At 70.9% G+C, this 12777-nt stretch carries 11 protein-coding genes; 5 read left to right on the top strand and 6 right to left on the bottom strand.

What is annotated here, in order from left to right; all coding sequences use genetic code 11:
- Positions 1-13: 13 nt before the first annotated feature.
- Positions 14-1006 (bottom strand): magnesium/cobalt transporter CorA, encoded by a 993-nt coding sequence (gene corA / locus ACFYYT_RS34715; protein ID WP_351822440.1) that lies wholly within the window; start codon positions 1004-1006, stop codon positions 14-16.
- Between the two features lie 54 nt (positions 1007-1060).
- Here corA and ACFYYT_RS34710 point away from each other — a divergent pair, with 54 nt between their 5' ends.
- The 4 genes from ACFYYT_RS34710 to mshC all read left to right on the top strand — a co-directional run bounded on the left by ACFYYT_RS34710 (position 1061) and on the right by mshC (position 4574).
- On the top strand, positions 1061-1768 hold the full coding sequence (locus tag ACFYYT_RS34710; protein WP_351822438.1) for a histidine phosphatase family protein: 708 nt from the start codon (positions 1061-1063) through the stop codon (positions 1766-1768).
- A 75-nt stretch (positions 1769-1843) separates the two neighbouring features.
- Positions 1844-2434 carry a DUF3090 domain-containing protein gene (locus ACFYYT_RS34705; protein WP_351822435.1) on the top strand — a complete coding sequence of 197 codons (591 nt, stop codon included), beginning with the start codon at positions 1844-1846 and terminating at the stop codon, positions 2432-2434.
- Positions 2398-3234, top strand: a complete 837-nt coding sequence (locus ACFYYT_RS34700) for an SCO1664 family protein (protein WP_351822571.1) — start codon at positions 2398-2400, stop codon at positions 3232-3234. Before ACFYYT_RS34705 ends, ACFYYT_RS34700 begins: the two co-directional genes overlap by 37 nt.
- A gap of 110 nt (positions 3235-3344) precedes the next feature.
- On the top strand, positions 3345-4574 hold the full coding sequence (gene mshC / locus ACFYYT_RS34695; protein WP_351822434.1) for a cysteine--1-D-myo-inosityl 2-amino-2-deoxy-alpha-D-glucopyranoside ligase: 1230 nt from the start codon (positions 3345-3347) through the stop codon (positions 4572-4574).
- Positions 4575-4650: 76 nt separating this feature from the next.
- Here the strand turns inward: mshC and ACFYYT_RS34690 are convergent, their stop codons facing one another.
- From ACFYYT_RS34690 to ACFYYT_RS34670, 5 genes are all read right to left on the bottom strand, one after another.
- Complete coding sequence (locus ACFYYT_RS34690; RefSeq protein ID WP_351822431.1) at positions 4651-5661, bottom strand: PAC2 family protein; 1011 nt, start codon at positions 5659-5661, stop codon at positions 4651-4653.
- 126 nt (positions 5662-5787) lie between these two features.
- The gene (locus ACFYYT_RS34685) at positions 5788-7395 is read right to left on the bottom strand and encodes a glycerol-3-phosphate dehydrogenase/oxidase (protein ID WP_351822428.1); all 1608 of its coding nucleotides are present in this window, start codon (positions 7393-7395) and stop codon (positions 5788-5790) included.
- A gap of 40 nt (positions 7396-7435) precedes the next feature.
- Positions 7436-8962: a glycerol kinase GlpK gene (gene glpK, locus ACFYYT_RS34680; protein ID WP_351822425.1), complete on the bottom strand. Its 1527-nt coding sequence runs from the start codon at positions 8960-8962 to the stop codon at positions 7436-7438.
- 78 nt (positions 8963-9040) lie between these two features.
- Positions 9041-9823 (bottom strand): MIP/aquaporin family protein, encoded by a 783-nt coding sequence (locus ACFYYT_RS34675; RefSeq protein ID WP_351822422.1) that lies wholly within the window; start codon positions 9821-9823, stop codon positions 9041-9043.
- A gap of 326 nt (positions 9824-10149) precedes the next feature.
- Complete coding sequence (locus ACFYYT_RS34670; protein ID WP_351822419.1) at positions 10150-10917, bottom strand: IclR family transcriptional regulator; 768 nt, start codon at positions 10915-10917, stop codon at positions 10150-10152.
- Between the two features lie 253 nt (positions 10918-11170).
- Between ACFYYT_RS34670 and ACFYYT_RS34665 the strand changes: the two genes are divergently transcribed.
- Positions 11171-12777, top strand: a 1607-nt coding sequence (locus tag ACFYYT_RS34665) for a homocysteine S-methyltransferase family protein (protein ID WP_388610508.1), incomplete at its 3' end; no start/stop codon positions are given.

Raw genomic sequence — 12777 nt, 5'->3', positions numbered from 1 at the left:
GCACGGCCGGGGCCTACAGCCAGCCGCGCCGCTTGAACAGCCGGTGCAGCCCCGCGCACACGGCCGCCATCAGCACCAGCACCGCCGGATAGCCCCAGCCCTGCCGCAGCTCCGGCATGTGCTCGAAGTTCATCCCGTAGATCCCCGCCACCATCGTCGGGACGGCCGCCATGGCCGCCCAGGCGGAGATCTTGCGCATGTCGTCGTTCTGCCGGACCCCCATCTGCGCCAGGTGCGCCGACAGCGCGTCCGACAGCAGCCGGTCCAGGCCCTCGATGTACTCGTTGGCCTTCGTCAGGTGGTCGGCGACGTCCCGGAAGAACGGCTGGGCGTGCTCGTGCACGAAGGGCACCTGCCCGAAGGCCAGCCGGTCCATCGGCTGGAGCAGCGGGCTGGTCGCCCGGCGGAACTCCAGCACCTGCCGCTTGAAGCCGTAGATCCGGGCGGCCGTGTTCTTGGAGTCCGAGGCGCCCGGCGCGAACACCTCCGCCTCCAGCTCCTCCAGGTCCACCTGGAGCTCCGCCGCCACCTCGATGTAGTGGTCCACGACCGCGTCCGACACCGCGTACAGCACCGCGGTCGGGCCGTGCCGCAGCACGTCCGGCTCCCGCTCCAGCCGCTGCCGTACGGCGGCCAGCGCGGCCCCCTCGCCGTGCCGGACCGTGACCACGAAGGAATCGCCGATGAAGACCATCAGCTCGCCGGTGGTCACCGTGTCCGTGTCGTCGTCGTACTTCACCGGCTTGAGGACCACGAACAGCGAATCGTCGTACACCTCCAGCTTCGGCCGCTGGTGCGCCGTCAGCGCGTCCTCCACCGCCAGCTTGTGCAGCCCGAACTCCCGGCTGACGTGCTCGAACTCCGGCTCCGTCGGCTCGTGCATGCCCACCCACACGAAGGCGTCGCCCGCCGCCCGCGCCTCGTCCAGGGCGTCCGAGAAGTCCTCGGGCGCCTCCGAGCGGCGGCCGTTCCGGTACATCGCGCAGTCCACAATCACGCGGGGCATTCTTCCCTGACCTCGCCCCGCCCGCACATCCGCGCCACCGCTTAGGCTTCCCCCATGGCCATGCTGATCCTCGTACGACACGGGCGGTCCACCGCCAACACCGCGGGCGTGCTCGCCGGATGGACCCCGGGGGTGGGCCTGGACGAGCACGGCGCGGCCCAGGCCGCCGCCCTGCCCGGCCGGCTCGACGGGATGCCCCTCGCGGCAGCCGTCACCAGCCCGCTCCAGCGCTGCCGCGAGACCCTCGCCCCGCTGCTCGCCGCCCGCCCGGAACTGCCGCTGCACACCGACGAGCGCATCGGCGAGTGCCACTACGGCGACTGGTCCGGCCGCAAGCTCTCCGAGCTCGCCGACGAACCCCTCATGAAGATCGTCCAGCAGCACCCCTCGGCCGCCGCCTTCCCCGGCGGCGAGTCCATGCGGGCCATGCAGGCCCGGGCCGTGGACGCCGTACGCGAATGGAACGCGCGGATCGAGGAGGAACACGGCGCCGACGCCGTCTTCCTCATGTGCTCCCACGGCGACATCATCAAGTCCCTCGTCGCCGACGCCCTCGGCATGCACCTCGACCTCTTCCAGCGGGTCCACGCCGATCCCTGCTCGGTCACCGCCATCCGCTACACCCCCACCCGCCCCTTCCTGCTGCGCCTCGGCGACACCGGGGACCTCTCGCCGCTGATCCCACGGGCGGCCCCGTCCCCCGACACCGCCACCGAGGACGGCGGGAACGCCGTGGTGGGGGGCGGCGCGGGCGCGGCCTGATCGAGCGGCGCAGTAGGGTGGCAGGGCGCCCCCACGGCGCGCAGCCCTGCTCTGCCTCAGACTTGGAGACCGGTCGTGCCCCGTCAGGTGTTCCTTTACGACCCGCCGGACCGCTTCGTGGCCGGCACGGTCGGTCTGCCTGGACGCCGTACGTTCTTCCTGCAGGCCTCCTCGGGCCCCCGCGTCACCAGCGTGTCGCTGGAGAAGACCCAGGTCGCCGCGCTCGCCGAGCGGATGGACGAACTGCTGGACGAGGTCGTGCGGCGCACCGGCGGCAACGCGCCCGTCCCGGCCGTCGCCTCGACCGAGGCAGCCGACACCGCCCCCCTCGACGTCCCCGTCGACGAGGAGTTCCGCGTCGGCACGATGGCGCTCGCCTGGGACGGCGAGGAGCAGCGGATGATCGTCGAGGCGCAGGCCCTCGTCGAGGTCGAGGCCGACTCCGACGAGGACCTCGCCGAGGCCGAGGAGCGGCTGCTCCAGGACGAGGAGAACGGGCCGCCCATGCTGCGGGTCCGCCTCTCCGGCGCCCAGGCCCGCGCCTTCGCCAAGCGGGCCCTGGACGTGGTCAACGCGGGCCGGCCGCCGTGCCCGCTGTGCAGCCTGCCCCTGGACCCCGAGGGGCACGTCTGCCCCCGCCAGAACGGGTACCGGCGCCAGGCGTGAGCCCCGAGACCGAGATCGAGGAGCTGCTCACCCGCGGTGAGCTCACCGTCCGCGGCCGCATCGCCGAGGCCTCCAACGCCGTCCTGCTCTGCACGGTGACCTACGAGGGCGCCAGCGCCGACTGCGTCTACAAGCCGGTGCGGGGTGAACGGCCGCTGTGGGACTTCCCCGACGGCAACCTCGCCCGCCGCGAGCGTGCCGCCTACCTGGTCTCGCAGGCCACGGGCTGGGGCCTCGTCCCGACGACGGTGCTGCGCGACGGCCCGTACGGCGAGGGCATGGTCCAGCACTGGATCGACGCCGGAGAATCGCCGGAGTCCGGGCTGCTCGCTCTCGTCGAGGGAGAGGAACCCGGGGAGGGCTGGAAGGCGGTCGCCCTCGCCGAGGTGGGGGAGGGCCGCACCGCCCTGCTCGTGCACGCCGACGACCCCCGGCTGCGGCGCCTCGCCGTCCTGGACGCCGTGATCAACAACGGCGACCGCAAGGGCGGCCACCTGCTGCCCGCGCCCGACGGGCGGCTCTACGGCATCGACCACGGAGTGACCTTCCACACCGAGGACAAGCTGCGCACCCTGCTGTGGGGCTGGTCGGGGGAGCCGCTCACCGAGGAGGCCCGGCAGGTGCTGGAGTCCCTCGCGGCGGAGCTGGCCGAGGGAGCCCCGCTCGCCACCCGGCTGGGCGAACTGATCACCCCGGTCGAGCTGGCCGCCGTACGGGGCCGGGTGGCCCAACTGCTGCGCGAGGGGACGCACCCCAAGCCGTCCGGACAGTGGCCGTCGATCCCCTGGCCGCCGGTCTGACGGGCGACGACGCCGAACGCACAGTTCCGGCCAGAACGCAAGAGCGCTGATCAGGCCAAGAGTGCTCCTCCGGTTCGTTTCCGGAACACTCGTCCGGTTAGGCTCGAGACATGCATGCCTGGCCCGCTTCTGAGGTCCCCGCCCTGCCCGGCAAGGGCCGCGACCTCCAGATCCACGACACCGCGACCCAGGGGACGATCACACTCGCCCCCGGTCCCGTCGCCCGTATCTACGTCTGCGGGATCACCCCGTACGACGCGACGCACATCGGTCACGCGGCGACCTACAACGCGTTCGACCTCGTGCAGCGCGTGTGGCTCGACAACAAGCGGCAGGTCCACTACGTCCAGAACGTCACGGACGTGGACGACCCGCTCCTGGAGCGGGCGCTGCGCGACGGACACGACTGGACCGAGCTGGCGGAGCGCGAGACGGCTCTGTTCCGCGAGGACATGACCGCCCTGCGCATGCTGCCGCCGAAGCAGTACGTCGGCGCCGTCGAGGCCATACCCGGCATCGTCCCGCTGGTCGAGCGGCTGCGCGACGCCGGCGCCGCGTACGAGCTCGACGGCGACGTCTACTTCTCCGTGGAGTCCGACCCGAACTTCGGCGGGGTCTCGCACCTCGACGCCGAGGCGATGCGGATGCTGTCCGCGGAGCGCGGCGGGGACCCGGACCGCCCGGGCAAGAAGAACCCCCTCGACCCGATGCTGTGGATGGCCGCGCGGCCGGGCGAGCCGAGCTGGGACGGCGCCACCCTGGGCCGCGGCCGGCCCGGCTGGCACATCGAGTGCGTGGCCATCGCCCTGGAACACCTGGGCATGGGCTTCGACATCCAGGGCGGCGGCTCCGACCTGGTCTTCCCGCACCACGAGATGGGCGCCTCGCACGCGCAGGTCCTGACGGGCGAGTTCCCGATGGCCAAGGCGTACGTCCACGCGGGCATGGTCGCCCTGCACGGCGAGAAGATGTCCAAGTCCAAGGGCAACCTGGTCTTCGTCTCCGCGCTGCGCCGGGCCGGCGTCGACCCGGCGGCGATCCGGCTGGCCCTGCTGGCCCATCACTACCGGGCCGACTGGGAGTGGACGGACGAGGTCCTCACCGAGGCCGTGGCCCGGCTGGAGCGCTGGCGCGCGGCCGTCTCGCGGCCGGACGGCGTACCGGCGGAGGCGCTGGTCGAGGAGGTCCGCGAGGCGCTCTCCCGGGACCTGGACGCCCCTGCCGCGCTGGCGGCCGTCGACCGCTGGGCCGAGCGCCAGCTCGTCTCCGACGAGACCGACGAGTCGGCCCCCGGCCTGGTCTCCCGCACGGTCGACGCCCTGCTGGGCGTGGCCCTGTAACCCCTGCCGCCCCGGCGGCCGGTGCCCCCGCCCCTCCCGGGCGGGGGCACCGCCCTTTTCCGGCGGGGGCCCGAAGCTACGCCTCCGGGGTGTCGTCCTCCCCGGGGGACGGGGGCTCGGCCTCGGTCTCCGCCTCGGTCTCCGCCTCCGGCCCGGGGTCCGGCTTGCGCTTCGGGGGACGGGTCAGGCCGCTGGAGGTGTCGCGGAGGTACGAGCCGTCACCCGGCTCGGCCGACGGCCCCGCCGACGGATCCCGCCGCCGCAGGTACCGCTCGAACTCCCGCGCGATCGCGTCCCCGGACGCCTCCGGCAGGTCCGCGGTGTCCCGCGCCTCCTCCAGCGTCTGCACGTACTCCGCCACCTCGCTGTCCTCGGCGGCCAGTTGGTCCACCCCCAGCTGCCAGGCCCGCGCGTCCTCGGGCAGCTCGCCCAGCGGGATCCTGAGGTCGATCAGGTCCTCCAGCCGGTTGAGCAGCGCCAGCGTCGCCTTCGGGTTCGGCGGCTGCGAGACGTAGTGCGGCACCGCCGCCCACAGCGAAACGGCCGGCATCCCGGCATGGGTGCAAGCCTCCTGGAGGACGCCGACGATCCCGGTCGGCCCCTCGTACTTGGTCTCCTCCAGATCCATCGTCCGGGCCAGGTCCGCGTCCGAGGTCACCCCGCTCACCGGTACCGGCCGGGTGTGCGGGGTGTCCCCGAGCAGCGCGCCCAGGATGACCACCATCTCCACGCCCAGCTCGACCGCGAAGCCGAGGATCTCCTCGCAGAACGACCGCCACCGCATGGACGGTTCGATGCCCCGCACGAGCACCAGGTCGCGCGGCTTCGCGCCGCCGATCCGGACCACCGACAGCCGCGTCGTGGGCCAGGTGATCTTCCTTACCCCGTTGTCCAGCCACACCGTCGGCCGGTTGACCTGGAAGTCGTAGTAGTCCTCGGCGTCCAGCGCCGCGAAGACCTCGCCCTTCCACTCCCGGTCCAGGTGCGCCACCGCACCGGAGGCGGCGTCACCCGCGTCGTTCCAGCCCTCGAACGCGGCCACCATGACCGGGTCGATCAGCTCGGGCACGCCCTCAAGCTCGATCACCCAGGTCTCCTTCCGAAGTTCCTTGCGTACGTGGGCCAGCCTAAGCCTTGATGAGGCACCGGCCACAGCCCACGACAGAGGGGCGGTTCCCCTCGGGACCGCCCCTCTTCCCCACCTGCGCGAGAGCTATGCCTTGCGGCTCAGCATCTCCTCGACACGGGCCCGTACGGCCTCGTCGTCCAGGCCGCGGACCGTCACCGTGGTACGGCGGCGCAGCACGTCGTCGGCCGTCTCGGCCCACTCGTTGTCACGGGCGTAGGCGACCTGCGCCCAGATCTCGGGGCCGTCCGGGTGGATCCGCTCCGCGAGCGCCGGGTCCTCGTTCGCCAGGCGCGCGATGTCGAAGGCCAGCGAGCCGTAGTGCGAGGCCAGGTGGCGGGCCGTCAGCGGGTCCATGCGCGAACCGGGCTCGCGGTCCACCAGCAGGCGGTGCGCGACGGCGTTGGGGTTGGCGACACCGGGCAGCGGCACCCGGCGCACCAGCGACTTCACCGGCTCCATGTCCTCGGTCAGCGGGCTGCCGGGCAGCTTCGCCAGCTTGTCCATGACCACGCGGCCGATGTGCCGGTACGTGGTCCACTTGCCGCCGGCCACCGACAGCATGCCGCCCGCGCCCTCGGAGACCACCGTCTCGCGCTTGGCCTTCTCGACCCCGCCGGGGCCGCCGGGCAGCACCCGCAGGCCGGCGAAGGCGTACGTCATCAGGGAGCGGTCCAGATCGGCGTCCTTCACCGAGAAGGCCGCCTCGTCCAGGATCTGCTGGATGTCGGACTCGGTGGCGCGCACGTCCGCCGGGTCGCCCTCGTAGACCTCGTCGGTCGTACCGAGGAGCAGCTGGTCCTCCCACGGCAGGGCGAAGGTGATGCGGTACTTGTCGATCGGGGTGGCCATGGCGGCCTTCCACGGCGACTTGCGCTTCATGACGATGTGCGCGCCCTTGGACAGGCGGATCGACGGCATCGAGTGCTTGTCTTCCATGCGCCGCAGGTGGTCCACCCACGGGCCGGTGGCGTTGAGCACGACGCGCGCGTCGACCCCGAACTCGGTGCCGTCGAGACGGTCCTTGAGCTCGGCGCCGCTGACCCGGCCGCGCGTCATGCGCAGTCCGGTGACCTCGGCGTGGTTCAGGACGACCGCGCCCGACTCGACGGCCGCGCGGACCGTCATGACGGCGACGCGGGAGTCGTTCATCTGGTGGTCGTAGTAGACCGCGACGGCCTTCAGGTTGTCCGTCTTCAGACCCGGGTTGTCGGCGACGGCGCGGGCCGGCGAGATGACCTTCCCTATGCCGTCGCCGAAGGCCGAGAGCGCCGAGTACGCGAACACGCCCGCGCCCAGCTTCGCCGCGCCGACCGGACCGCCCTTGTAGACGGGCAGGTAGAAGGTCAGCGGGTTCACCAGGTGCGGGGCCACGTCCTTGGCCAGCACCCGGCGCTCGTGGTGGTTCTCGGCGACCAGCTTGACCGCACCGGTCTGCAGGTAGCGCAAGCCCCCGTGGACGAGCTTGGAGGAGGCGGAGGAGGTGGCGCCGGCGAAGTCGCCGGCGTCCACCATGGCAACCCGCAGACCCGACTGCGCGGCGTGCCAGGCCACCGAGGTGCCCAGGATGCCACCGCCGATGACGAGCAGGTCGTAGGTGGCCTTCGACAGCTGCTCACGGGTCTCGGCGCGGCTCGGGTTCGAACCGGCGGTCGGGTGCGTTCCCAGGGCGGGAACGCGCTGCAGGGTGCTCATATCTCTTTCAGCTCCTCGTCGATTGACTCAGCTGGTGCGGTCAGCTGGCGTCTTCGTCGTCGACCCAGCCCATGGAACGCTCCACGGCCTTGAGCCAGCTCTTGTACTCGCGGTCCCGCTGCTCGGCGGGCATCCGCGGGGTCCATTCCGCCGCACGGCGCCAGTTGGCGCGCAGGGCGTCGGTGTCGGGCCAGAAGCCGACGGCCAGGCCGGCGGCGTAGGCGGCGCCGAGGCAGGTGGTCTCGGCGACCATCGGGCGCACCACGGGGGCGTCCAGGAAGTCCGAGAGCGTCTGCATCAGCAGGTTGTTGGAGGTCATGCCGCCGTCGACCTTGAGGGCGGCGAGCTCGACGCCCGAGTCCTTGGTCATGGCGTCGGTGATCTCGCGGGTCTGCCAGGCGGTGGCCTCCAGCACGGCACGGGCGATGTGCGCCTTGGTGACGTACCGGGTCAGGCCGGCGATGACACCGCGGGCGTCGGAGCGCCAGTACGGGGCGAACAGGCCGGAGAAGGCGGGCACGAAGTAGGCGCCGCCGTTGTCCTCGACGGAGGAGGCCAGCGTCTCGATCTCGGCCGCGGACTTGATCAGGCCCATCTGGTCGCGCATCCACTGGACGAGCGAGCCGGTGACGGCGATGGAGCCCTCCAGCGCGTAGACCGGCTTCTGGTCGCCGATCTTGTAGCCGACCGTGGTCAGCAGGCCGCTGTAGGAGTTGATGATCTTGTCACCGGTGTTCATCAGCATGAAGGTGCCGGTGCCGTACGTGGACTTCGCCTCGCCCTCGGCGAAACAGGTCTGGCCGAACAGCGCGGCCTGCTGGTCGCCGAGCGCCGAGGCGACCGGGACACCGGCGAGGACGCCGTCCTTGACGTGGCCGTAGACCTCGGCGGAGGACTTGATCTCCGGGAGGATGTCGAGCGGCACCTCCATGGACTCGGCGATCTTCTCGTCCCAGGCCAGGGTGTGCAGGTTCATCAGCATGGTGCGCGAGGCGTTGGTGACGTCGGTGACGTGCACACCGCCCTGCGCGCCGCCGGTGAGGTTCCAGATGACCCAGGAGTCCATGGTGCCGAAGAGGATGTCGCCCGCCTCGGCGCGCTCGCGCAGGCCCTCGACGTTGTCGAGCAGCCAGCGGGCCTTCGGGCCGGCGAAGTAGCTCGCCAGCGGCAGGCCGGTCTCGCGGCGGAAGCGGTCCTGGCCGACGTTGCGGCCGAGCTCCTTGCACAGGGCGTCGGTGCGGGTGTCCTGCCAGACCAGCGCGTTGTGCACCGGCTCGCCGGTGTTCTTGTCCCACAGGACGGTGGTCTCGCGCTGGTTGGTGATGCCGACCGCCTTGACGTCGGCGGCGGTGATCTCGGCCTTGGCGATGGCCCCGGCGACGACCTCCTGGACGTTGGTCCAGATCTCGGTGGCGTCGTGCTCGACCCAGCCCGGCTTCGGGAAGATCTGCTCGTGCTCCTTCTGGTCGACGGCGACGATGCGGCCGTCGCGGTCGAAGACGATGCAGCGGGAGGAGGTGGTGCCCTGGTCGATCGCGGCGATGAAGGGGCCGGTGCTGGTGGTCATGGTGTCTGCTCCTGGCAGGTCTTGTGAGTTGGCGGAATCAGGAGGGCGGTGCGGATCTTTCGATCGTTCCGGTGCTGATCAGGCGAACGCGATGTTGTACAGACCACCGGCGAGGGCGGCACCGACGAGCGGGCCGACGACCGGGATCCAGGAGTACCCCCAGTCCGAGCCGCCCTTGTTGGGCAGCGGGAGCAGGGCGTGCACGATGCGCGGACCGAGGTCGCGCACCGGGTTGATGGCGTAGCCGGTCGGACCGCCCAGCGAGAGGCCGATGCCGACGACCACGAACGAGGTGATCAGGACGCCTATGACACCGAGCCCCTTGCCGTCGTCCTGGAGGCCCTGGGTCAGGATGGCCAGGACCAGGACGGCGGTGCCGATGATCTCGGTCGCGAGGTTCTGCACGACATTACGGATCTCGGGACCCGTGGAGAAGATCCCGAGCACCGGGCCGGCCGTGTCGTGCGGGTGCGGGTCCTCGGGACCGAGCTTGGCGTCGCGGATGTGCTCCGGGTCCGACAGGTGCGCGAGGAACTGGCCGTAGTACGTGACCCACATCAGGACGGCGCCCAGCATGGCGCCGAGCAGCTGGCCCGCGAGGTAGACGGGCACGTCGCCCCATTCGCCGGTCTTCACGGCGATGCCGACGGTGACCGCCGGGTTGAGGTGCGCGCCGGAGAGCGGTGCGGAGACGTAGGCGGCGATCAGGACGGCGAAACCCCAGCCGAAGGTGATCGCGAGCCAGCCCGCGTTGCGGGCCTTGGAGCTCTTGAGCGTGACGGCGGCGCAGACGCCACCACCGAGCAGTGTGAGCAGGGCGGTACCGATGGTCTCGCCGATGAAGATGTCGGAGCTGGACACCCGCGACTCCTTTGTCTTACGTCCAGGGGGTGGGCGGACACCGGGTCCCTCCGGTGGTCCACCGCACTCGGTGAGTGCTGCACCGGTCCTTGGCCTCGCCATAGCCTAACGCGTATTGCCGGTAGGTGTTCGACAATGCCGACCGATGAACGGCAGTTTTCCGCCTGGGTGAAGAACGCGTCAAGGGCTGGCCAGGTCAAAGAACCGGATCGTTACCACTAGGTACGATCGACCAAATCAAGCCATTGGCTGATCGGTAAAAGACAAAATCCACCCAAACGGCACGCATGGCGGCCACTGGGTGGATCAGATCGATCAAGTCAAGCTCAGAACCGGCCCGCCCCGAGGTCGCGTGAAACCGACCGCGCGCAGTCCCGTACGGAGGCCACCAGGGCCGCGTGCGGCTCGCCCGAGGTTCCGCAGACCCGCTCCACGGCCCCCGCCACCGCCACGGCCCCCACCGGCATCCTGCGCCGGTCGTGGATCGGCGCCGCCACCGAGGCGAGGCCCTCCCAGGTCTCCTCGACGTCCGCGGCCCAGCCGCGCGCCCGGGTCAGCTCCAGGATCTCCTCGAAACCCGCCGCGTCCGTGACGGTACGGGGCGTGAACGCCTCCCGCTCCACCTCCACGGCCTGGGTGTGCGCGACGGGGTCGTACGCCGACAGCACCTTGCCCAGCGCCGTGGAGTGCAGCGGCTGCATGGCCCCCACCTCCAGCACTTGACGGCTGTCGTCCGGGCGGAAGACGTGGTGCATGATCAGCACCCCGCTCTTGTGCAGGACGCCCACGTACACGCTCTCGCCGCTCGCCCGCGCCAGGTCGTCCGTCCAGACCAGCGCCCGCGCGCGCAGCTCGTGCACGTCCAGATAGCTGTTGCCCAGGCGCAGCAGCTCGGCGCCCAGCTGGTAGCGGCCCGAGGCCGGGTCCTGTTCGACGAAGCCCTCGGCTTGCAGGGTGCGCAGGATCCCGTGCGCCGTGCCCTTGGCCAGGCCCAGGGACGACGCGACGTCCGAGAGGCCCAGCCGGCGTTCCCCGCCCGCCAGGAGCCGCAGCATCGCAGCGGCTCGTTCGAGCGACTGGATGTTCCGTGCCATCGCGCAGCCTCCTGCTGACGTAGTTCGACAATGCTGAACAGTATCGGTCGATGTCGACCTTGTGCAGGGACGGGCGGTTCCCGGCACCCCCTCCGCCGCGTGACTCACCCGTACGGGCCCCGCGCACAGAATGCAGTCCGCCACGTGGGACGACCCCACCGGGGGCGGTGCCACGCGGTTACCCTGACCGCGTGCACCCTTGACACCGAGGGGGTGCAAAGCCGACAGCCGTCGCATCCCAGGGAGCTCAACCATGGCCTCGTTGCCGAACCCGCCCGCTGACACCCAGACCAGGGCCGATGCCCTCCGCGAGGCGCTCGCGACCCGCGTGGTCGTCGCCGACGGGGCGATGGGGACCATGCTCCAGGCGCAGGACCCCTCGATGGAAGACTTCCAGCAGCTCGAAGGCTGCAACGAGGTCCTGAACGTCACCCGCCCGGACATCGTCCGCTCGGTCCACGAGGCGTACTACTCGGTGGGCGTGGACTGCGTCGAGACCAACACCTTCGGCGCCAACTTCGCGGCACTGGCCGAGTACGACATCGCCGACCGCAACTTCGAGCTGTCCGAGGCCGGCGCCCGGATCGCCCGGGAGGTCGCGGACGAGTTCACCGCCTCGACGGGACAGCAGCGCTGGGTGCTCGGCTCGATCGGCCCGGGCACCAAGCTCCCCACCCTCGGCCACATCACGTACGCGCAGATCCGTGACGCCTACCAGATCAACGCCGAGGGCCTGCTCTCCGGCGGCGCCGACGCGCTCCTCGTCGAGACGACCCAGGACCTCCTCCAGACGAAGTCCTCGATCATCGGCGCCCGCCGCGCCATGGAAGCCCTCGGCGTCAGCGTCCCCCTGATCTGCTCCGTGACCGTCGAGACCACCGGCACGATGCTGCTGGGTTCGGAGATCGGTGCGGCGCTGACGGCGTTGGAGCCGCTCGGCATCGACATGATCGGGTTGAACTGCGCGACGGGTCCGGCGGAGATGAGTGAGCACCTGCGCTATCTGGCGCGCAATGCGCGTATTCCGCTGTCGTGTATGCCGAATGCGGGTCTGCCGGTTTTGACGAAGCAGGGTGCGCATTATCCGTTGTCGGCGTCGGAGCTGGCGGATGCGCAGGAGACGTTCGTGCGGGAGTACGGGCTGTCGCTGGTGGGGGGCTGCTGTGGCACGACGCCGGAGCATCTGCGGCAGGTGGTGGAGCGGGTGCGGGGTGCTGCTGTCACCGCGCGTGCTCCGCAGCCGGAGGCGGGGGCGGCGTCGTTGTATCAGACGGTGCCGTTCCGGCAGGACACGGCGTACATGGCGATCGGTGAGCGGACGAACGCGAACGGGTCGAAGAAGTTCCGTGAGGCGATGCTGGAGGCCCGCTGGGACGACTGTGTGGAGATGGCCCGGGATCAGATCCGTGAGGGCGCGCACATGCTGGACCTGTGTGTGGACTATGTGGGCCGTGACGGTGTCGCGGACATGAAGGAGCTGGCGGGGCGGTTCGCGACGGCTTCGACGCTGCCGGTCGTACTGGACTCCACGGAGGTTCCGGTGATCCGGGCGGGGCTGGAGATGCTGGGCGGGCGGGCGGTCATCAACTCGGTGAACTATGAGGACGGTGACGGTCCGGAGTCGCGTTTCGCGAAGGTCACCCGGCTGGCGCGGGAGCACGGTGCGGCGCTGATCGCTTTGACGATCGACGAGGAGGGCCAGGCCCGCACGGTCGAGCACAAGGTCGCGATCGCGGAGCGCCTGATCGGGGACCTCACCTCGAACTGGGGGATCCGGGAGTCGGACATCCTCATCGACACGCTCACGTTCACGATCTGCACGGGTCAGGAGGAGTCCCGCAAGGACGGGATCGCGACGAT

This window comes from Streptomyces sp. NPDC002032, assembly GCF_042890765.1.
Classification (GTDB): Bacteria; Actinomycetota; Actinomycetes; order Streptomycetales; family Streptomycetaceae; genus Streptomyces.
Note: the sequence above shows the minus strand (reverse complement) of the source record. Positions and strands in the feature narration are given on the sequence as shown.

Coding starts and splice junctions, on each gene's coding strand:
- ACFYYT_RS34710 (WP_351822438.1), top strand. CDS start 1,061: ATGGCCATGCTGATCCTCGTACGACACGGGCGGTCCACCGCCAACACC.
- mshC (WP_351822434.1), top strand. CDS start 3,345: ATGCATGCCTGGCCCGCTTCTGAGGTCCCCGCCCTGCCCGGCAAGGGC.
- ACFYYT_RS34685 (WP_351822428.1), bottom strand. CDS start 7,395: ATGAGCACCCTGCAGCGCGTTCCCGCCCTGGGAACGCACCCGACCGCC.
- corA (WP_351822440.1), bottom strand. CDS start 1,006: ATGCCCCGCGTGATTGTGGACTGCGCGATGTACCGGAACGGCCGCCGC.
- ACFYYT_RS34670 (WP_351822419.1), bottom strand. CDS start 10,917: ATGGCACGGAACATCCAGTCGCTCGAACGAGCCGCTGCGATGCTGCGG.
- glpK (WP_351822425.1), bottom strand. CDS start 8,962: ATGACCACCAGCACCGGCCCCTTCATCGCCGCGATCGACCAGGGCACC.